This is a genomic window from candidate division KSB1 bacterium (genome assembly GCA_034506255.1).
Classification (GTDB): domain Bacteria; phylum Zhuqueibacterota; class Zhuqueibacteria; order Zhuqueibacterales; family Zhuqueibacteraceae; genus Coneutiohabitans; species Coneutiohabitans thermophilus.
On sequence record JAPDPX010000013.1, the window covers coordinates 38,535 to 59,584 of the forward strand.

Annotated in this window: 16 protein-coding genes; 8 read left to right on the forward strand and 8 right to left on the reverse strand. The window is 60.7% G+C overall.

Annotation, left to right across the window (positions count from 1 at the left end):
• Positions 1-29 precede the first annotated feature (29 nt).
• The 3 genes from ONB52_20930 (at position 30) to ONB52_20940 (ending at position 2,998) form a co-directional block, all read left to right on the forward strand.
• Positions 30-1,202: a glucose-6-phosphate dehydrogenase assembly protein OpcA gene (locus ONB52_20930; GenBank protein ID MDZ7418598.1), complete on the forward strand. Its 1,173-nt coding sequence runs from the start codon at positions 30-32 to the stop codon at positions 1,200-1,202.
• Between the two features lie 23 nt (positions 1,203-1,225).
• Positions 1,226-1,975 carry a 6-phosphogluconolactonase gene (gene pgl, locus ONB52_20935; protein MDZ7418599.1) on the forward strand — a complete coding sequence of 250 codons (750 nt, stop codon included), beginning with the start codon at positions 1,226-1,228 and terminating at the stop codon, positions 1,973-1,975.
• A gap of 126 nt (positions 1,976-2,101) precedes the next feature.
• On the forward strand, positions 2,102-2,998 hold the full coding sequence (locus tag ONB52_20940) for a histone deacetylase (protein ID MDZ7418600.1): 897 nt from the start codon (positions 2,102-2,104) through the stop codon (positions 2,996-2,998).
• Between the two features lie 73 nt (positions 2,999-3,071).
• Here ONB52_20940 and ONB52_20945 read toward each other — a convergent pair whose 3' ends face one another.
• Positions 3,072-3,230, reverse strand: coding sequence for a hypothetical protein (locus ONB52_20945; GenBank protein ID MDZ7418601.1), 159 nt, complete (start codon positions 3,228-3,230; stop codon positions 3,072-3,074).
• Between ONB52_20945 and ONB52_20950 the strand changes: the two genes are divergently transcribed.
• The 5 genes from ONB52_20950 to ONB52_20970 all read left to right on the forward strand — a co-directional run bounded on the left by ONB52_20950 (position 3,229) and on the right by ONB52_20970 (position 10,437).
• Positions 3,229-4,191, forward strand: coding sequence for a diguanylate cyclase (locus ONB52_20950; protein ID MDZ7418602.1), 963 nt, complete (start codon positions 3,229-3,231; stop codon positions 4,189-4,191). The two genes, ONB52_20945 and ONB52_20950, sit on opposite strands and share 2 nt — an antisense overlap.
• A 247-nt stretch (positions 4,192-4,438) precedes the next feature.
• On the forward strand, positions 4,439-5,953 hold the full coding sequence (locus ONB52_20955; protein MDZ7418603.1) for a cell wall metabolism sensor histidine kinase WalK: 1,515 nt from the start codon (positions 4,439-4,441) through the stop codon (positions 5,951-5,953).
• Positions 5,954-6,173: 220 nt separating this feature from the next.
• Entirely contained in the window at positions 6,174-8,126 is a 1,953-nt protein-coding gene (locus tag ONB52_20960) for a PAS domain S-box protein (protein MDZ7418604.1), read from the forward strand.
• Between the two features lie 77 nt (positions 8,127-8,203).
• Positions 8,204-9,595: a sigma-54 dependent transcriptional regulator gene (locus ONB52_20965; protein MDZ7418605.1), complete on the forward strand. Its 1,392-nt coding sequence runs from the start codon at positions 8,204-8,206 to the stop codon at positions 9,593-9,595.
• A gap of 419 nt (positions 9,596-10,014) precedes the next feature.
• Positions 10,015-10,437: a response regulator gene (locus ONB52_20970; GenBank protein MDZ7418606.1), complete on the forward strand. Its 423-nt coding sequence runs from the start codon at positions 10,015-10,017 to the stop codon at positions 10,435-10,437.
• A gap of 576 nt (positions 10,438-11,013) precedes the next feature.
• Here the strand turns inward: ONB52_20970 and ONB52_20975 are convergent.
• The 7 genes from ONB52_20975 to ONB52_21005 form a co-directional block, all read right to left on the reverse strand.
• The gene (locus ONB52_20975; protein ID MDZ7418607.1) at positions 11,014-11,769 is read right to left on the reverse strand and encodes a LysM domain-containing protein; all 756 of its coding nucleotides are present in this window, start codon (positions 11,767-11,769) and stop codon (positions 11,014-11,016) included.
• Between the two features lie 55 nt (positions 11,770-11,824).
• Entirely contained in the window at positions 11,825-12,088 is a 264-nt protein-coding gene (locus ONB52_20980; protein ID MDZ7418608.1) for a hypothetical protein, read from the reverse strand.
• 298 nt (positions 12,089-12,386) lie between these two features.
• Positions 12,387-13,745: a sigma-54 dependent transcriptional regulator gene (locus tag ONB52_20985; GenBank protein ID MDZ7418609.1), complete on the reverse strand. Its 1,359-nt coding sequence runs from the start codon at positions 13,743-13,745 to the stop codon at positions 12,387-12,389.
• Positions 13,742-13,960 (reverse strand): hypothetical protein, encoded by a 219-nt coding sequence (locus tag ONB52_20990; GenBank protein MDZ7418610.1) that lies wholly within the window; start codon positions 13,958-13,960, stop codon positions 13,742-13,744. Before ONB52_20990 ends, ONB52_20985 begins: the two co-directional genes overlap by 4 nt.
• 605 nt (positions 13,961-14,565) lie before the next feature.
• Positions 14,566-18,783 (reverse strand): response regulator, encoded by a 4,218-nt coding sequence (locus ONB52_20995; GenBank protein MDZ7418611.1) that lies wholly within the window; start codon positions 18,781-18,783, stop codon positions 14,566-14,568.
• 116 nt (positions 18,784-18,899) lie between these two features.
• Positions 18,900-19,388, reverse strand: coding sequence for a gamma-glutamylcyclotransferase (locus tag ONB52_21000; GenBank protein ID MDZ7418612.1), 489 nt, complete (start codon positions 19,386-19,388; stop codon positions 18,900-18,902).
• 185 nt (positions 19,389-19,573) lie between these two features.
• Positions 19,574-20,380: a DUF3108 domain-containing protein gene (locus ONB52_21005; protein MDZ7418613.1), complete on the reverse strand. Its 807-nt coding sequence runs from the start codon at positions 20,378-20,380 to the stop codon at positions 19,574-19,576.
• Between the last annotated feature and the right edge of the window lie 670 nt (positions 20,381-21,050).

Sequence of the window (21,050 nt, forward strand, 5' to 3'; positions counted from 1 at the left end):
GAGTGCAAACACCAAGCGAGGCCCGGCCCATGTCTGCTCATTCTGCTGCAACCTTCATTCAGGGTGAAAAGCTTTCGGTTGATGTGGCTGCCATCGAAAAAGAGTTGACACTGCTGTGGCAGGAAGTTGCGGTGGAGCAGGAGGCGGCAGGCGCGGCCACGGCCGCAGCGGCCGGCCGTCCTGTGATGCGTGCGTGCACGCTCAATGTGATGGCAATTGCACCCGATGACAAAACGGCGGATCAGGCAGCCGCCGCGATCGCGGAATTCACCAGCCGTCATCCCTGCCGCGCCCTTGTCGTTGTCGCTGATGCCGAATCAGAAACTGAGGCGCTCTCCGCTTATGTATCGGCGCATTGCCATTTGCCGGTGCCGGACGCCCCGCAAGTGTGTTGTGAGCAGATCACCGTCATCGCGCGCGGTGCAGCGGTCGCGCAAGTGCCGGGCACCGTCTTGCCGCTGCTCATCGGTGATTTGCGTGTCGTTCTGTGGTGGCTGTCGGGGTTGCCCCGCGAGTCCGCGCTCTTCGAGCAGTTGCTCGGCGCCAGCGATTGCCTGATCTTCGACTCGGCGGTCGCGCTGGATTTGAGCCTCACCTTTGCCGCCGCCAATTCCCTCAACGCAAACTGGCGGGACGGCTTTTTGATCGACCTGAACTGGCTGCGCCTGACGCAGTGGCGCGATCTGCTCGCCCGGCTTTTCGAGCTGGCGGGTGTGGCCGATTGCCTGCAAAGCATCGAAAAAGTCACGGTGCAGATGAGCGGTGGCATGACGGAGCTTGAAATGTCGCAGCCGGCGCTGCTGCTGGGCTGGCTGGCGGCGCAATTGCAGTGGCGGCTGACCGAGCCGTTTACCGCCACGGAAAATGGCTGGCGCGCGCTGTGGGAATCTGCCGGCCGCGAGATTCGCACTGAAATCGTTCGCGTCGACAATGGCAAACAGGCGGAATTGACCGGCCTGCATCTCGATCTCAATCACGAGGGCCGGCCGGGCGCATTGTCGATCACCCGCCGGCTGAGCGAAACCACTTTGACGTTGCAGGCCAAAGTTAGTGGCTTTGCCGAACGGCCTGAAGAGACGCCTCCCGGCCTGCTGCGGCTGGAAGAGGCCTCGCTGGCGGCGCTGATGGCGCGTGCGCTTGATCGTCATCAGCGGGAGGAAGTTTATGAGAAGGCGTTGCGCAAGGCAACGCAGTTGCTTTAGGCAAAAAGTGGCGGAGTCCGGCCGTGAGCCTCGAACAGAAGATCATCATGCTTGATGACGCGGCCGCGGTGGCACAGCGCAGCGCCGAGGAGTTTGCGGCGCTGGCCGCGGAGGTGATCGCCCGGCGCGGGCGCCTGGCAGTGGCTTTGTCGGGTGGCGCAACCCCGGCCGGGATGTATCGCCGTCTGGCCGTGCCGCCTCTGGCCGGGGCCATCGACTGGCAGCGGGTGCATCTCTTCTGGGGTGATGAACGCGCCGTTGCGCCCCATCATGCCGACAGCAACTACGGCATGGCGCGCCAGGTCTTGCTCGCCCACCTTGCGCTGCCGGTTGCCAATGTGCATCGCATGCCCGCCGATTATTACGATCTGGCAGTGGCCGCGGGCAGCTATGCCAATGAACTGCGTGCGTTTTTCGATTTGCCGCCTGGCGCACTGCCGGTTTTTGATCTGATTCTGCTCGGGCTGGGCACTGACGGCCATGTGGCCTCGCTGTTTCCCGGCACACCGGCACTGGCGGAACGAGCACGCTTGGTCGCCGAAAATCCGGTGCCGCAATTGCAGACCATGCGGTTGACCCTCACCCTGCCGGTGATCAATGCCGCCGCGAATGTCTGGTTTCTCGTCACCGGCGCGGACAAGGCGGAGATGGTTGCGCATGCCCTGCAACCCGGGCCGGCCGCTCCGGCGATTCCGGCACGGCAGGTGCAGCCGGAACACGGGGCCGTCACATGGTTTTTGGATCGCGCCGCCGCCGCCCGCCTCCGGCTTTGATGTCCACCGCCGGCCGGCAACGCTCCGGGCCTGCCGGCCGCGAACAAGTCGCAGGCGCCGGCACCGCCTGAGAAATCGCGAACTTTCGCACAAATTTTCCCGCAATGATACGATGAGTTCGCACGCATGAAATTCATTTATTCCCCCGCTTACTGCGTCGATATTGGCCCGCATGTGTTCCCGGTGGTGAAGTATCGCATGGTGTACGAGCGCCTGCGCCGGCAGCTCCACCTGCCCGAGGCACAATTCGAAAACCCGCAGCCGGTAACGCGCGAGCAATTGCTGCGCGTGCACACGCCGGAATATCTCGCCGATTTGGACGAGCTCAAACTCACCGCTCGCACCGCTTATTCCGAACTGCCTTTGAACCACGCGGTGATCGGGATGGCGCGACTGGCGGCGGGGGGCACGATTCGCGCGGCGGCCCTGGCGCTGGAAGAGGGCGCGGCGGTGCATATCGGCGGCGGCTTCCATCACGCCTTTGCCGACAAGGCCGAGGGGTTTTGCTATCTCAATGATCTTGCGCTGGGAGTGCGGGAATGGCAGGCGCGGGGCAAAATCCGGCGCGCGATGGTGATTGATTGCGACCTGCATCAGGGCAACGGCACCGCCAAAATTTTTGCGGGCGATGACACCGTCTTCACTTTCTCCATTCATCAGGAGGATCTGTATCCGGTCAAGCAGCAGAGTGATCTCGACATTCCACTGCCTGATCACGTGCAGGATGAAGAATATCTCGGCCTTCTGGACGCACACCTGCCGCGCGTGCTCGATGCTTTCCGGCCGGAGTTGATTCTCTATCAGGCGGGTGCCGATCCTTATCGCGATGATCAACTCGGTGACTTGAGTCTGAGCATCGCGGGCTTGCGCCGGCGTGATGAGCTTGTCTTCAATCTGGCCAAGGCGCGCAGCATCCCGGTGGCCGTTACGCTGGGGGGTGGGTATGCCTGCAATACCGACGATACCGTGACGATTCATGTGAACACCTGTTTGGCGGCGATGCAGGTGTGGGCTGCGCCTTGAAATTTCTGCCATCGATCTGCACCGCAGGCTGCTGTCTGTATATAATTCTGAATTGTCAAGCGCAACTACCGGCTCAAAGTGGTAAATTTCCGACTGCTTCTGGAGCAAGAACTTGTGCAATAAGAAACTGCTTGACAAAAAAGAAGGGTGATTGTACTTTCGCACCCAGCCGATGATCAATTTTCATCCAGGCCGGGCCTGCGTATTGCAGCACGAACTGGTTCTCTGTCATGACTACAGGACTTTCCAACAAGGACACGAGCAAGAGCAAGATTTTGGTTGTCGACGATGTCGCCGTCAATGTGCAGCTATTAACCACTTATCTCTCGTCGGTGGGTTATAATGTGATCGCGGCCCGGGATGGCCAGGAGGCGCTGGAGAAGGTGGCCGCCTGCCATCCGGATTTGGTATTGCTCGATGTGATGATGCCGAAGTTCAACGGCTTCGAAGTGTGCGAGCGCCTGAAGAACGACGAGGCCACCCGCATTATTCCGGTGATCATGGTCACCGCCCTCAACGAAATTGAGGACAAGATTCGCGCCACCGAAGCGGGCGCCGATGATTTCGTCAGTAAACCGTTCAACAAGCTCGAGCTGCTCACACGGGTAAAATCGCTGCTGCGCATTAAAGAACTGCACGATCAACTCAACGCCAAAGTCAGGGAACTGGAGCAGGCCAAGGAGCGCCTGCGGCAACTGGCCATCACCGACGGGTTGACGGGTTTGTACAACCATCGCTATTTGAAAGAGCATCTCGAGCAGGAGCTGTACCGCGCCTTGCGCCACCGCTCAGAAGTGTCGGTGATCATGATCGACATCGATCATTTCAAGAAGTTCAACGATACCTATGGTCATCCCGCCGGCGACCAGTTGTTGAGCACGGTGGCGCGCCTGCTGAAGGAGAACATTCGCAAGATCGATATTGCCGCCCGCTATGGCGGGGAGGAATTTTGTCTGGTGTTGGGGGAGACCGGCAAGTCCGCCGCCGCGGTGGTGGCGGAAAAAATGCGGCGACTGGTCGAGCTGGCGCAGTTCGAACCGCTGGCTGCGCGCGCCAACGGCCGGGTCACCATCAGTCTGGGGGTGGCGACCTTCCCGCATGATGCCATGGAAGTGAATGAGCTGATTGCGGTGGCTGACAAACGGCTGTATCACGCCAAGCAGGGCGGGCGCAATCAAGTGGTGGTGGAGTAACGCCGCCGTGATCAATCCGGTGTGTTTGATCACGCATATGCGCAATCGCGGGTTGGGGTTCGTGCCGCAGGGGGTGATCCCGTCTGTGTCGCGGTCAGACCCCGCGGTGTTTGCATAGAAACTGGTCTGGGCCTCGCGCCGCAGGGGACGCCCAGAGTGCGGCGCGCCGACAGCCCTTCGCGGCCGGCGGAGACGGCTTTCCGGTTTGCACGCCCGGCTTCCTCATTTCATGCCAAGGGAAAGCACAGTGGATTGGGTGTTCTTCAAGAAAAAGACGATCTTCCGCAAAGTTTTTTTCATCACGGTTATCGTGTCCTTGCTGCCGTTGCTGGTGTCGTGGGTGTATCTCTTGCGCGTGGCGGCGGAGCACGGCTTTGATCCAACCCACACGGTGGTCACCGGCTTTTATGCGGCAACCGGTTTTGCCATCCTGCTGGCGCTGGGGGGCTCCTACTATCTTTCCAGACGCATCAGCCGGCCGATCACCCATTTCATCAAAACCGCCACCGCGATTGCACGCGGCAATTTCAGCGAACGGGTCGCGATCGAATCCAACGATGAAATCGGCCGCCTGGCGCAGATCTTCAATTATATGACCACCGAGCTGCGCCGCCTGCGGGACATGGATCTCAACCGCCTGATCAACGAGAAGATCAAGAACGAATCCATCCTCAAAAACCTCGCCGACGGCGTCATCGGCATCGACGTCGACAACAAGATCATGATGCTCAATTCGGTGATGGAGGGCTGGTTCGGGATTCGCGAGCGCCAATGCCTGGAGAAGCCGATTGCGAGCTGCATCAGCAATCAACCCTTGCTGCAGTTTTTGCGCAAAGTGCGCGACGAAGACAAGCCCGGTGTCTGGGTGTCCGAGAGCGAGATTGTCATCAAATCCACCAAGACCTGGCGCAACATCTTCCTGCAGGCGCGCGCCGCCAAGGTGATCAATGAGAAGGGCGAACTGATCGGCATCGTCGCCATCCTGCGTGACGTCACGCGCGAGAAAGAGATCGACCGCATGAAAACCGAGCTGGTCTCCATGGTCGCCCATGAACTGCGCTCGCCGCTCACCTCGATCTCGGGTTTCAGCGAACTGTTGCTCGATCCCACCGTCAGCCGCGAGCAGGCGGAGGAATATGCCGGCATCATCCTGAAAGAATCCAACCGCCTGAGCGAGCTGATCAACAAGTTTCTCGACATCTCCAAGATCGAAGCGGGCAAGATTCAGATGAAGAAGGCGCCGATGCAGATCACCGACGTGCTGGACAAGGTGCTGGATGTCAATCTGCATCAGGCGGAGAAGAAAGGCATCGTGGTGAGCGTCAAGGTGGCGCCGGACATTCCGCTGGTCTACGGTGACAAGGACATGATGGAACAGGTCATTCTCAACCTGTTCAACAATGCGGTGAAATACAGCCCGGAAAACACCGCCATTGAGATTCGCCTGAAGGAGCGCGACAACGACGTGCTGTTCGAGATCGAGGACAATGGCTATGGCATCTCTGAAAAATCGCTGCCGCGCATTTTCGAAAAATTTTATCGCGTCACCGACAATGACAAGGTGCGCGAGGTGACGGGCACCGGCCTCGGCCTGTCCCTGGTCAAGGAAATTATTGAACTGCACAACGGCTCCATTCAGGTCAAGAGCAAGGTCGGTGAGGGTTCGACCTTTTCCTTCAATCTCCCGAAGTACAACGGCAAGCTGCACGAAGCCGGCGCCGACGAGGAGATCGAAGCGGCGATGAGCCCGCATTATTCCTGAGCTGCGCCCCATGGGCGCCGGGCCTGTTCGCCGCGGCTTTTTCGGTTGTGGACTTCGTTGCGCTCTGCGCTCCCCATCTCCGGCACTGCATCCCGATGCGCCAGCCGGCGCGCTTGCACCCCTAATCCGGCCTTGCATCCCGCGCGGGATCAGCCTGGCCCGCTGCCGGCCAGCAGGCAAAACTGCATGTCCCAATCTCATGATGCCATTTGAAACGGGTATGATTGACCAACTCGCGGCAGCCGGTGCGCGCGAGGAGGGCGCCGTCCCCGCCCCGCCCGCCGTGCGCCGCCTGCTGCTCATTGCTGCCGACCCCAACGAGCGCGAGGTGCTGGGTCGCATTGTGCGCAGCCACGGCTATGCCTTTGCCGAGGCCGCCTCGGGAGAGGAGGGCCTGCAGTGCATTCGCACGCTCCATCCCGATTTGGTGCTGCTCGACTATGACATGCCCGGCATGAACGGCGCGGAAGTGATGCAGGAGCTGACCGGCAACCCCTACTACAAACCGGTGAGCGACACCCCCGTCATCATGCTGTCGGACAGGAAGATGGCGGAGGTCAACCAGGCACGGCTGTTTCAGATGGGATTGCGCATGTTTCTGGAGAAGCCGTTTGCCGGCCATGAATTGATGAACGTGATCGCAAACGTTTTCCTGCTGCATGATCAGCGCCAGCGCAGCCGCGAGGTCGAACAGCGCATCAAGCGCACCGAGTACAAATACCAGGATCTCATCGAAAACGCCAGCGATCTGATTTTCACCCTCAATGCCCGCGGCGAATTTGTCTTCATCAACCGCCGGATTTCGGCGCTCACCGGCCACCTGCGCGAGGCCTGGAAAGACCGGCCGCTGGTGGAAATGGTGATCCCCGAGGATCGCGAGGTGGTGGAAACCAACTTTCGCAACACGCTGAACGGCAAGTCGCGCATCTTCGAAATGCGCGTGCGGTCCCAGGCCGGCCGCTTGATTCACCTCTCCACCAACATCAACCCGATGTTCGAGCGCGGCGAGGTGGTGGGCTGCGTCGGCATCGCGCGCGACGTCACCCAGCGCAAGAAGCTCGAACAGGAGATCACCGAACTCAAGAACTTCAACGAGAGCATCGTGCAGAGCATCGGCTCGGGGTTGATCACGCTCGATCTCGACCGCCGCATCACCTCTTTCAATCTTGCCGCGGAGCAGGCGCTGGGCTGGCAGGCAAACGAGGCGATCGGGCGTTACATGGAGGAGCTTTTCCCCGCGGAGGAGGTGCAGCAGCTCCTGTCCGACCCCGATGCCGGCGAGGGCGGCTCGCCGCTGCTGCATCGTGAAATGGAGCTGACCCGCAAGGATCGCAAGCGCATCCCCATCGGCTTCACGCTCACCTCGCGGCGCGACAACCGCAACCGCCGGGTGGGCCTCATCATCTCCTTCCGTGACATTTCCCAGATCAAACAGATGCAGGCCGAGGTGTTGCGCATGGACCGCCTGGCCTCGCTGGGGGTGCTGGCCAGCGGCATCGCGCACGAAATCCGCAACCCGCTCGCCGGCATCAAAACCGTGGCACAAACGCTGGAGGAGGACCTCGAACCGGGCGACAGCAAGCGCGAATATGTGGCGCGCATCATCCGCCAGGTCAACCGCATGGACGAGCTGCTGCGCACGCTGTTTTCCTACGCCCGGCCGAAATCGCCGATGCGCCAGCACTGCCGGCTGCAGGACATCGTCAACGAGGTCAAGGGCCTGATGCAGCAGCGCTTCGAGCGCACCGACATTCGTTTCGAAGAATATTATGCCCAGGATTTGCCGCTGGTGTATGTCGATTTTCATCAAATCCAGCAGGTGTTTTTGAACCTCTTTCTCAATGCCATCGATGCCATGCCCAATGGCGGCAGTCTGTCGTTGCACTCCCGGCCGCGGCTGACCACCCTGCACCGCCGCGATGGCCGCGGCAACCAGGCAGCGCCCGGCGGCAAAAACCTGTATGCCGAGGTGGTGGTCAGTGACACCGGCGAAGGCATCGCCCAGGAAAATTTGTCGGCCATTTTCGATCCTTTTTTCACCACCAAACCGCAGGGCTCGGGTCTGGGATTGTCGATCGTTTATCGCATCATCGAGGAACATCACGGCGACATCCAGGTGAGCAGCGTTCTCGGCCGGGGCACCACATTCAACCTGTTGCTGCCGGCCGTGTAACGGCGGACGGTGCCCCACCCCCGCCCGGCGGCGGGAGCAAGCCAAGCGTTCGCGTTGATCGAGAGGAGTGAATCGCTGTGCTCGAACAAGCCAAAATTCTGATCGTGGAAGACAACACCGATCTCTGCCAAACGCTGGCGGAAGTGTTCCGCAAGAGCGGGCACAAGGTGTTGACGGCGTTCACCGGTGCCGATGCCAAGCGAATTCTCAAAAGCGAGATCATCGATCTCGCGCTGCTGGATTTGCGCCTGCCCGACATGCTCGGCATCAAGGTGCTGGAATTTGCCAAGGAGGTCGATCCCGACATCATGGTGATCATGATGACCGCGCTCGCCAATGATCCCAAGCCCGCGGTCGAAGCCATGAAAGTCGGCGCTTTCGACTATCTCACCAAACCTTTCGAACTCGACGAAGTCAAGCTGGTGGTGGCCAAGGCGCTGGAGACCGTGAGCCTCAAGCGCGAAGTCTCCCGGCTGAAGCAGCAGCAACGCGACAAATTTCCCGGCACCGAGCTGTTCGGCAACAGCCGCGTCATGCAGGAAATCAAGAACATGATCCGCATCGTGAGCGAGACGCCGCGCACCTCGGTGCTGATTCAGGGTGAAAGCGGCACCGGCAAGGAGCTGGTGGCCAACACCGTGCACCAGTGGAGCAGCCGTCGCGACAAGCCCTTCGTGCCCATCAACTGCAGCGCGATCCCCGAAAGCCTGCTGGAATCCGAGCTCTTCGGCCATGAGAAGGGCGCCTTCACTGACGCCAAGACGCTGAAGAAGGGCATCTTCGAGCTGGCTGACACCGGCACCATCTTTCTCGACGAAATTTCCAGCATGCGCCTGGCCCTGCAGCCCAAGCTGCTGCGGGTGCTGGAAACGCAAACCTTCCGCCGCATCGGCGGCACTGCCGACATCCAGATCGACGTGCGCCTGGTGGCGGCCACCAACCGCGATTTGCAGGAAATGGTGCGCGAAGGCTCGTTCCGCGAGGATTTGTATTACCGCCTCAAGGTGATGGTGATTGTGCTGCCGCCCTTGCGCGAGCGCACCGAAGACATCATTCCGCTGGCCTCGCTGTTCATCGAGCGCAACAATCATGAGTTCAACAAAAACATCACCGGCATCTCGCCCGAGGCGGAGGAGCTGCTGCGCCTCTACCAGTGGCCCGGCAACGTGCGCGAGCTGAAGAACGTCATCGAGCGCGCGGTGATCCTCTGCCAGGATTCCGTGCTCAAGCCCGAACATTTGCCGATGGAGCTGCGCGATGAAAAGAGCCGCAATTCGGTTTTCTTCGCGGCTCCGCTTTCTGCCGCCGGCGGGATGAATCCCCCCCTTTCACTCGAACAGATGGAGAAGATTCACATTCAAAATGTGCTGGCGCAAAACAAGGGCAACAAGTCCCGCACTGCCCGTGCCCTCAACATCTCCCGCTCCACCCTGCGCGAGAAGATGCGACTCTATCAAATCCCGGGATGAGCAGCGTTCGAAAATTGATCACCACATGCTCGTTTTTACGCCGCCCGCGGAGGAGACTGCGCCGCTTTGACAAGCAATATGATTTGTTACAAAGATTTCACGACCCTCCCCCGCCGTTTCTGCCTGTTTTTAGATTTGTTAAGCCGGTATATTCCATCCGTGTCCTCTTCCCACATGCTCCCCATCCCTGATGCTGAATGGCACCTGCTTTGCTCAGTGAATAAAAACTGGCTTTGCTTCACAACGCGCGTTGTAATGTGACAAGTTGTTCGCTTTGCGCAGGAAGTCATGCCAGCCACCCAATCTCTTCCGAGTTTCACGAATCAGAGAGACGATGCCCAAACATGTATTCCGCCGTCCATCGACCGGAGCCGAAGAGACAAGAGACCGCAACGGTCGCTGACAGCCGTCGCTTCAACATGAACGAAAATCTCAGCAACAAGTGCATCTTGATCGTCGACGATGAAGATGATCTGACCTGGAGCATCGCCAAGACGCTGGAGAAGAACGACCGGCATTTCCAGGTCGTTTGCGCGGCCGATGGCAACGCCGCCCTCGCGGTCCTGGCGCAACGGCGCGTGGATGTGGTTGTGTCGGACATTCGCATGCCGGGCCGCGACGGTCTGCAACTATTGGAAGACATCCGGCGCGATCATCCCGCCACCAAGGTGATCATCATGACCGCGCACGGCTCGCATGATCTCCGCCGGGAGATCGAAGCGCGCGGCACCGCCTTCTATCTCGAAAAGCCCTTCGAAATCCGCTATCTCCGCCAACTCATCTATGAAGCGCTGGATTTGGCCCCGCCTTTCCGGCACGGTGTGTCTGACGCCAGCGCATGACCGCCGGCCGTGATCACACCGATAGCGATCCCTTTCCTCACTTTCCACTTTTCCTCCCGCCTGCTGGCCCGTTTCACCTGGCGCTGATTTCAAAGTTTCTGTCAATCGCCTCCTGCGCATGATTGCACGCAAAAGCGTGAAGAACACATGGAAATCCTGCGCGCTTTGCGGTTTTTTCGTCTACAGATTCGGTTGCGGCTGTGACCGCGCTATGGAAAACGTTCTTGCTTCAGGCCGGTCGGCCGTTGCATCCAAAGCGCATGCGTTTCACGGCCAGCTGTCACGGGAATGTTTGCCGGCGGGAAAAAAGAGGAACACGACACGTACTGTGTCGTGCTCCTCGTCGGAGGAAATCGGCTCCCGCCACCAGGGGCATTGACGAAAGCCGACACGAGGTTGAAGGGGAAGGGAATGGGGGTCTGCGCGAAAAAATCCTGTCGGAAAATTTTTATTTGAAGGTTTGCGAGCGTGGCTGGCGGCGGTAATGCCAGCCGCATTTTGCCGCGGCGGCAGCAATCGTCGATCGCCAGTCGTGGTGCTGCGTGTCAACCCGGGCACGCAGGCGTGGTGCGGCTCTCAGGCGGTGGTGTCCACCGCGGCGTTTTTTCTGAGCATGAGGGACCGGCGATCGTTGGGAAAATTTTGCGGATTCTCTCCTGTGCCGGCAGCTTCCTCCACCGGGGTTGGCCGGCGACGGAACAGACCCTCCTGTTCCCTCTGCTCCTGTGCGGCCTGTCCCTCCTGGCGGCGACGATAGAACACGAATGCCACCAGACCGCCGAGCAACACCAGGCCAAGAATCAACCAAAACCAGGACCGATCACCGGAAGCCTCCGGCTGCGATTGTGGGATGTCCGGCTCAGGCTGCGACCTCTGCGGTGCCGGCATCGGCGCCGGTTCAGTCACCGGCGTGTGATTCACTTCGGGCGCCGGAACGGGCATGGAGGTGGCGGTTGCGGTCGATCGCGCTGAGGCGCTGCCTTGCCGGCCCGCCTGCTGCGCCAGGAGCTGTTGTTGTTCGACCAGGGTGTTGACGCCGGTGATCGTGCGGGCTTTGCGCAGATTTACGATCACACTGGCGGCGGGCAGCAGGATCTGCTCTTCCGGCTCGAGGTGATCGGGATTGGGGGCGCGATTGACCAGTGCCAGCTCCCGCCAATAACCGGCTTCGCCGTAATGCTCTTTGGCCAGCTTGCTGAGCGATTCACCCTTTTGCACTTTGTGCAAGCGCGGTGTCTCCAGCCAGCGCCGCCGGCTCAGCAGCACGCTGTCATGCACCAGCACCAGCAGCATAATCAGGCCGCAAAATCCGGCCAGCAGAATTTTCTTCATCGCAACCTCCTGCCTGTTTGAGATTCGAAGGGGCGTTCACAAACCGCGGTTTGGCTCAACCCGGGTGCATGCCCGACACGCGGCGCAACCCGTGAAACAGGGCCAGCGTGACCACCGCGGCGAGCAGGCTGATCGCCAGAAGTTTGTTGTACAAGACCGGCGCCAGACTGCTCAGCAACGCCCCGGCAGCCGCACCCGCCATGCCCAGCGCGTAATTCAAGCGGCGCTGGCGCTCCGGCGCGCGGTCGCACAGGGCAAACAAGTGGCCGATAACCCAGCCGAAGATGCTCGCGAACAGCAGCGGCAGCAGCAGCAACATAAGGCAACCTCTCCGAAAGTTGATGAGTGTGCGCGTGCAGCAATTTTACTTTGCCTGTTTGATGGCGCATGGGTGTTGTGCGCCAGCGTGGGCTCGCACATTCTCAAAGCAAAATGATTGCCAGAGCGGCGCGGGCAGGACAAGGGTTGGTGCCTTGCCGGCAAACGGGCCGCAGAATCAGCCGGTTAGCTCATCTCTGGCAGTCCGTGCCGTGATTTTTGTCGGGCGGGAATTGGGAAACGGTGGGTAAAGTTTACCGGACTGGAAGGAGAAAACGGGCAGTTTTTACCGGCAATGATCACGAGGCCTCATTCTGATATCGCGCCAGCTTGTTGTGCAGGGTCTTCACGCTGATGCCCAAAACTTCGGCGGTTTTGGTTTTGTTGTTTTGGTGCCGTGCCAGCGTGCGCAGGATCAGCAGGCGTTCGGCCTCTGCCAGGGTGGTGTCGGGCGGAAGAGTGAGCGCCGTGGTGTTTTCCGCGCTGGCGAGGTGTTTGGGCAGGTCGGTGACGGTGATTTCGCGGCCGGGGCAGAGAATCACCGCGCGTTCGATGACGTTGCGCAGTTCGCGCACGTTGCCGGGCCAGGAGTAACGCCGCAACAGGTCGAGTGCCTCACGGGAGATGCCCTCGACCTGTTTGGCGTTTTTTTCAGCAAAGCGCGCTATGAAATCATTCACCAGCAGCGGCAGATCGCTCAGACGTTCGCGCAAAGGCGGCAGCTCGATTTCCACCACCGCCAGGCGGTAGAACAGATCCTCGCGCAGGACTTTGTCGCGCACCGCGGCGCGCACATCGCGGTTGGTGGCGGAAATCAGGCGCACGTCGACGCGGATTTCCTCGCGGCCGCCCAGCCGGCGAAAACTGCGTTCTTCCAGGGCGCGCAGCAGCTTGGCCTGCAGCTCGAAGGGCATCTCGCCGATTTCATCGAAAAACAGGGTGCCGCCATCCGCCAGCTCGAAGCAGCCGGGCTTCTCGCCGAGCGCACCGGTAAAGGCGCCCTTTTCATGGCCGAACAACTCGTTTTCCAGGATTTCGCCGGGCAGGGCCGAGCAATTCAACGCAACAAAGCGGGCCTGGCGGCGGTGGCTGCGGCGATGAATGGCACGCGCCACCAGCTCCTTGCCGGTGCCGCTTTCACCGGTGAGCAACACCGTGGCATCGGTGCCGGCCACGGTTTCGATCAGCCGGTAAACCTCGCGCATGGCCTCGCTCTGCCCGAGCAAATCCTCGTAGCTGGTGAGGGCGCGCAGTTGCCGCGCCAGCGCCCGATTGGAAAGCTGCAGGCGGTATTTCTCCGCGGCTTTGGCCACCACCTGGCGCAGCCGCCTGCTTTCCACCGGCTTGGTGAGATAATCATAGGCACCCTGGCGCATGGCCTCGACGGCGGTGTCGATGCTGCCGTGGCCGGTAATCAGAATCAACTGGCTCGCCAGCCGGTTTTTCCGCACGCGCTGCAACACCTGCAGACCGTCGAGATCCGGCAGGGTAAGATCGACCAGCGCCACGGCAATGTCTTCCGCCTGCAACAGGTGCCAGGCCTGCCCGCCGCTGGTGGCCGTGAGGATGCGATAGGAATCCTGAAGCAGCGTCTCCAACCCGAAGAGCACTTCGGGTTCGTCATCCGCCAGCAGAATTTGATCACGTTCGGAATTCACAATTGCTCCGTTGCTTGCACCACCGCCGCCTGCAGTTTGGACAGCTCGTCCGCCACGATGCGCAGATGCTGCTGCAGCCGTTCGGCCTGGGGGCCGGTGAGTTTGCCGGCGAGCAGCCCGGCAGCTTCGAGATTGAGTTGGGCGGTGTTCACCCGGTTGCGCAGGTCGTGCGCCAGCTTGCTGAGAATTTTGCGAGCATCCTTTTGTGCGGCCATTTGGGCGATGCACTCCATAAATAGCGTCTGTCCGACAATCCGAATGAGTCGGGGTTTCCAAAACGCAGGGTGTTGTGAACCCCGGGGATTCTCTTCTGCAATGGCCGAGCCAGTGCAGGAGCATTTTCTCCAAAGTTCGTGATTTCGGACGGACACGGGAAACGTCCGTTTGCAGACGGCGTCAGAAACGAAAGCGTCTCCTTCGCCCCCCGTTTGCCGTGGGGGCCGGACGGTTTTCTTGTTTCTGGACGGCTGCGAATCAGTTTGGTATAGTATTAGTCTGGAAAAATTATCACGACCACAAAGATTTTGTAACGCAGGCATCCTGCCTGCACTGGTTTGCAGACAGGATGTCTGTGTTACGAGCACAATCTTTGCAAAAAGGCCGGGCTTTCTCCACCGACAATGGAACTGCCATGAAGAAAGCTTTTGATTTTCGCGGGAGTCGCCCTTTCGTGGGCGATGAATCCTTTTTGCCGCCGGTTCGTGCGGGTTGGAGTAAAGCCACATAACTGTGTCTGAAGCAGGTCTGCATTCACCGGAGCGGCCTCAATCCAGTTCTTCCTGTCAAAGAAAGTCATGCGCCGGCGTGCGCGCGCAGCGGTTCAACGCTTGTCATTTGCCAGCCATTTTTCAATCATCGCCAGAATATCCTTTTTGGCGAAGGGTTTGGTGAGATAGTCATCGCAGCCGGCGGCGAGCGCCTTTTCCCGATCGCCTTTCATCGCGGCCGCGGTGAGCGCCACCACGGGAATGTGCGCGAGCTGTTTCTGCGTTTTGAGGGTGCGGGCGACGCGATAGCCGTCCATCTGCGGCAGCATGATGTCCATCAAAATCAGATGCGGCCGTTCATGCTGCGCCTTCCACAGCGCCTGCTCACCGCCTTCGGCAAAACTCACCTGATAGCCCTGTTCCTCCAGAATGTATTGCATCGCATAGCGGGTGTTTTCGTCATCTTCGACCACGAGGATGTGAGGTCGCAGGCGGCGCCATTTCCCGGCCGCAGTGGCTGGTCGCACACGGGTTTGCGGCTGGCCGGCGGGCGTTTTGCCCGCGGCTTTTGCGCGCGGCACTTCCACCGGCACTGTCATTGTGAAGGTGGAACCCTCGCCCGGTGTGCTCGCCACCGTGATGGTGCCGCCCAGAATCGCGAGCAGCCGTTGCGAAATTGCCAGACCCAGCCCGGTGCCGCCCTGGCGCCGGGATTCACCGGCCTCCAGTTGCCGGAACGGCTCAAAGATTTCGGTGAGACGTTTGGCAGGAATGCCGATGCCGGTGTCGCGCACGGCCAGACGCAGCAGTGGCGGCTGGAATTGTGCCGTCACGGCAATCTCCCCCCGGGTGGTAAATTTGACGGCATTGCCCAGCAAATTGGTGAGGCCGCGTGCAAGTATGTTGCGATCGCTGCGAATCAGCGGCGGCAGCGTTTCGGACAAATCAAGCTGCAGCGCCAGTTTTTTCCGCTCACACAGCGGCCGCACGGTTTCGACCGTCTCACGAATCAGCATGGCCGGATCAAACTCCTCCAGCAGCGCCTCCATTTTGCCGGCGGTGATTTTGCTCAAGTCGAGAATGTCGTCGATGAGCTGCAGCAGGTTGCGGCCGCTGCGATGCACGATCTCGAGCTGATGCCGCTGCCCGGGCGCGAGCTGGTTGGCGGTTTGTTCGCGCAGGATTTCGGAGAACTGCAGGATGGCGTGCAACGGCGTGCGCAGTTCGTGTGACACGCTGGCGAGAAAATCCGAGATGTGTTGGTTGGCGCGCGCCAGTGCCTGCGCGCGGGCCTCCGCCTGATGAAACAAGCGCGCGTTGTCGAGCGTGAGCGTGATTTGCGCCAGCAAATCCCGGTCGAACGCTTCGGTGACGGTGGCTTCCGCATTGAAGGCCAGCAGCAATCCAAAAACGCGGCCGCGTGAGCGCAATGCCATGAGTTTTGCGGTGCCTGAGGTGCCGGCCTTTACACCCGCCAATTCCGGCCAGGGCGCCTCTGGCAACTCCACGTGCGCCACCGCTTCACGCAGTGCGCGCTCAAAAAGCGGCGTGAGGCTGGCAGTCGGCACCTCGCGCAGCGTGAGATTCCTGCTGCGGCCTTTTTCGCCGCGGCCCGGCTGTCCCAGTGCCAGCACCCAGGGCGCGGTGGGCTCCCCGCCCTCGCGGCTTTCGCGCGTCTCGTTCTCCACCTGCACCGCCAGGAAAACCGGTTGTGCCCGGGCTTGTGCCGCCAGTGCGGCGATCTCGCTGACCACGCCCTGCAAGGTTGCGGCGGCTTGAAAGGCATTGCCGATTTGCGCGAGCAATTTGGCCTGGCGCACATTGGCGGCGTGCAGCGCCAGCAGACGATTGTTTGCCATCGCCAAAGCCGCACCGTCGGCGATCCTTTCGATGTCCCGCACTTCTTCCCGGCCGGGCTGGCGGCCGTCCTGCGGATTGAAGACGAGAATGAGACCGTCCCAGCGTTCACGACCGCGAATGGGCACCAGCAGACAATCATGTTTCTGCCAGTCACCGGTGCCGGGAAGATCCCAATCTGGCGGCAAAAAGCGCGGCCGGCCCTCCGGCAGGTTTTGCGCCTGCAGCAGGAATGATTGGCTGACGCGCCATTGCTCCAGCAGATAGGGAACGAGATCGGCATGCGCGAGCTTGCGCAAACTCCGCGGCAGGCGCTGGCCATTTTCCGCAAAGCCGGTGCTGGCTGCCAACAAATAATCGCCCTCCCCGGCCGCCTGATAAACCACCACCCGCTGCCAGCCGAGTGCCGCAATGGCCGAAGCGATCGCCGGCATAATCACCTCCAGACCCACGCCCAGCCGGATGCTCTCGCCGATTTCCAGGACCTTGCCGAGTCGATCGACGCGGCGTCGCAGTGCGGCCGTCGTGGCCCCGGTTTTGGCCTCCAGATCGTCCGGGTCCGCGCTGCGCCGCAGCCGCTCGCTTTCGGCCAGCTCGCGGCCCCAGGCCACTGCCCCGGCATATTCTTTTTGAGAATTGAACAACGGCCGCGCATTCCACCGGCAGATGAGCATCTCACCGCCGCGGGTTTGCACCGGCGCGTCGAACTGCTGAAATTCGATCTTGACCGCCCCGCCGTATTGCATCAGGCGCTGCAGCTCCTGAAAAAAGCCGGGCAGCATGGCCGGTGTCATCCCGGCCGCGGTGACACCCAGGCGCTGTTGCGCTCTGGCATTCAGATGCAGGCAACGGCCTGTGGCATCGACCACAATGAGAAGGTCCTCGAGCGCATCCAGCACGGCATCATAGTGGAGCCGTTGCGCCGCCAATTCCTGCTGCACGGCTGCCGTGGCGGCAGCATGGCGTGCAAGTTCCTCCGCGGTTTGCCGGCGCTCGCTGAGATCTTGCACCATCCAGAAGTGGCGCAGCGACGGCGGATCGCCGGCCACGAGCGGTACTGCCGTCAGCTCGCAGGTGAATCCTCGCGGCAGGGTGCTGGCGCTGTTCACCTCACCCTGCCAGGGTTGTTGCTGTGACAGCCGCCGGTTGATTGCCTCCGCCGGAAAAGAGTCCGGTTCGAACAGCAAAGGCAGCGCGTGGCCCACAAGCTCCGACCGGGAAAGGCCGAACAATCTTTCGAAGGCGGGATTCACTGTGACGATTTTGTCTGCTGCATCGGTGAGTGCCATGGCCAGCGTGGCCTGCGTGAAACTCTGCTGCAGGATTTGCAATTCAGCCGCCTGACGCGCGACTGTTTCCTGCAGCGCCTGCCTGGCGGCGTGCTCAGCCGTGATTTCCTGCAGCCCCAGGTGCATGCCGGTGACACGCTGCGTTTCGTTGCGCAGCGGCGCATAAGTCGCGCGCAACACACGCGCGCCGGCGGCTGTGGGCAGGCGGATTTCGGTTTGGCCGCTGTGCCCGTGCCGCATGTCGCGCAGCAATGGTTGCAGCGCCTGGTACATTTCCGCTGCAACGCCGTCACGCAACAGCCGGCCATTGATGCCATTCGCAGACGTCACCCCCGCGAGTTGGAGAAAACCGTCATTGACGAAAAGAATGCGGCCGTCCAGATCGAGATGCACCACGGCTTCGCTCATCAACGCCAGAGTGGCACTTTGGCTGTACACCCGCGCTTCCAGCTCGAGGTTGTTTTCCAGCAGGCTTTTGCGCAGCTCGGCCTCCAGTCGCAGAAAACGGCCGCGATCGGCGGCCAATCCCACAATGATGAACAGGCTGGCCAGGCCGAGGGTGAGCGTGACGGGCAGGGCGGCGAAGGGCAGGAGAAACTGCAGTGCCGTCGTGCCGGACTGGCTCAACGCCGCGGCTGCCAGCCAAAGCCACAGCCCGTTGCGGCTGCGCCACCAGCGCAACAGCGCGCTGATCGCAGCCAGCAAAAAGCAGCCGGCACAAATGCCGGCCGCGATTTGTTCCAGCAGCGCGAGCGTGGGCGGTGCCGGCGACCATGCGCTCAACCCGCGAGTGTGCCACAGGGCAAGACCGAAAAGCAGGGACAAGGTGAGGGCACCGCCGGCAAGCCAGTACCGCAGATACGGTTTGGGTTTGGGAGAAGGCAGGCGAAAGGCGAGAAACGCCATGAGCAGCCAATGCAGGCTCAAGCCGAGCAGGAAACCATGCGCCACGAATTCCAGGCTGTGCCTGCCGGTCCAGGCGAGTGCCGGAAGGGCTTGCCCGGCGAGGGTGAGCAGGTAGAGCAGCTTGAGCAGCTCGGTGGTGACCAGACCCGCGAATACCACGAAGCCCTGCGCACGATACACTTGCAGGGCAAACAGGCTGGCAAACCACGCCAGAAACAGCGCGATGCTGCCGGCGATTATGAGGTTCACCGCATGCGGGGTGAGAGCATCAAGCATCATGGCTGCTGTGAGTGAGTGTGGCCATGGCACGGCCCGCGCTGCCCGGGTAAAAGGGCATGCGGCTGCGGAAAGGATCGCGAAGAGTCGTGCCGGGCGGCCCCTGTCAGCGAGCCGGTTCAGTCGTCAAGCCAGTGGTCCGTGGGTTGATAGCGACGAAAATCTCCGGAGGGGATGGGCTTGAGGCCGTTGACCGGCAGGTTGAGGATGTAAGACCAGGCCTGGGTGGTTCCTTGTGCGGTGGTCACCGGGATGATTTTGCGAATGTACAGGCTGCGCTCGGGTTGATCAGGCCAGTATCCTTGAATCAAATCCAGCGTCTCGAAAAAGAGTTCGGGATCCTGCAACCGATGCAGCTCGCCATGCACCCGCTCGCCGTTGTCGCTTTCAATCATGCCGGGGAAGGAACCGACGTCATACAGTTTGCCGGCAGCGGTGGCGGGCCCGGCAAAGCTGGCTTTATCGGGATTGTTCAAAAAATCTGCGCGCTCCATGCCGCGCATGAGTGTGCCATAAACGAAAAGGAGATCGGTCGTTTCCGCCGCGGGTGCACGGCGCGGCCGCAGGCGAAACAGAGTGTTTTTGGGGAGATGATCGATAAATAGCATGGGGGATTCCTGACGCGCCCGCACAAGCGAAAAAATTTTGTGAAAAGTAAGCATCCGCCTGCAGGATGTCAAGGGCTTTGACGGCGCTGCATGGTGGCCGGGGCGCCTGTGTTGGTGCGCGGCGGGAGAGGCAGCGCGCCACGCCGCAAAGTGACGGGGTGGCGCGTTTGCGCTCGCGATCACTTTCAAAATGTGGCGGATACTTCGACCAGCTCGAAGCTCAAATGCGCGGCGGGCAGAATCTGTTTGATGAGGCGGTGGGGAGCTGTGCTTTCCAACAGCAGAATCCAGCGCGCTTTGCCGGAGAAACCTTCAACGCGGTAGCAGTGGAACGAGCCCGCGGGAACCGACACTTCCTCGGTGCGCACCACCCAGGCCCGCGCGAGGGTTTCTTCATTCTCCAGTGCGTCGAAAATCGGGAAGGTGAGGGTGCGCCCCACCGCCAACCGGCTGGCGCGCAGGAGGTAGGGCACCGCGTTGACATCCGCCACCCCGGAGGAGAGCAGGCGGTGAATGTTCAAATTGCCGCCGAGCGCCTCCGGCCGTTTGACCATGCCGTTGACCGTGCGATCCTCATAGCGCAGATGGGCTTCCCGCGTCCAATCCTCATCGGACACGATCGTGTGGCTGGTCAACGGCTGCAAAGTCGAATCAGCTCGCAACGTGAAGGCGGTGGTGCGTGCGAACAATCCACGGGTGGCTTCGCTGATGTGAATGACGCCGGCGGCGCGGTCATGGACGATCGTCACAAGGGTTTCGCCGAACACGTTATGCCCGGAGACAGTGCGATAACGCAGTTGATCATCCACCAGCAATTGCGCATGGAATGGCCCGGGTGACGGCAGGCTCTGCGCCGATCCCACAGCGCACGGTCCAATGATGGCCGTGAGAATCACCCTTGCCAGCCATATACCTGCCGCGGTTTGCCACTGGTCACGCCGGTGGCGGCGGCACCACGTGAACAGGTAAACAGGCGCTTTGCAAATCAACATATGCTGCTCCTCTTCATCCATAAAGGGTCTGGCCGGGGCCTTTTCCCCAGGCCGGCAAGCTGGCGTGAGAAATGTTGACAGCGAGCCTGCAAAAGCGCGGGTCACACGGCAACGCCGCAGGTCCAAATCCAAAGACCAGGATGTTGCCTCAGAATCCTCGACGTGCGCCGCTCTCTGGAGACCGCAGCCTGAACAGGCATGGAAACATTTTTGATCAAACACTAAAATAGCCGCAACCGGCCGCTCTTGCTGATTGTCGCATCACACTGTTTTGAGATTGCCTGAAAAGGCATTTCTCACTTTGGATCCTGCCCGCCTGCTCGCCAACTCGGAAACGATGGCCTACTTGAGAAGGCGGGCCGCCAGTGCGCCGATCCTCTTGCGGAAGGTTTTTTTCCCGGCCGGAAATTTGAGAGGGCCAACCCGGCATGTCTGCCGGCGAACAAATGTCTACTGCAGTTTGCCGGAAAAGCCGCTCTTTTCCGCAGATTTGCCAGGTTGATTGTACAAGAAAATGTTGCGGCTAAACACACTTGAAGCCCGGCCGGAATGGCATCGTGGAATCCCGAGGCAGGGAAACAACAGTTGCCGGAGCCTGTTTTCCGCAGGAAGGGGAACAGAAAAAAATTCGCAGGATCGCTGCCCGGCGCATACTAATAAGCGGCTGGTG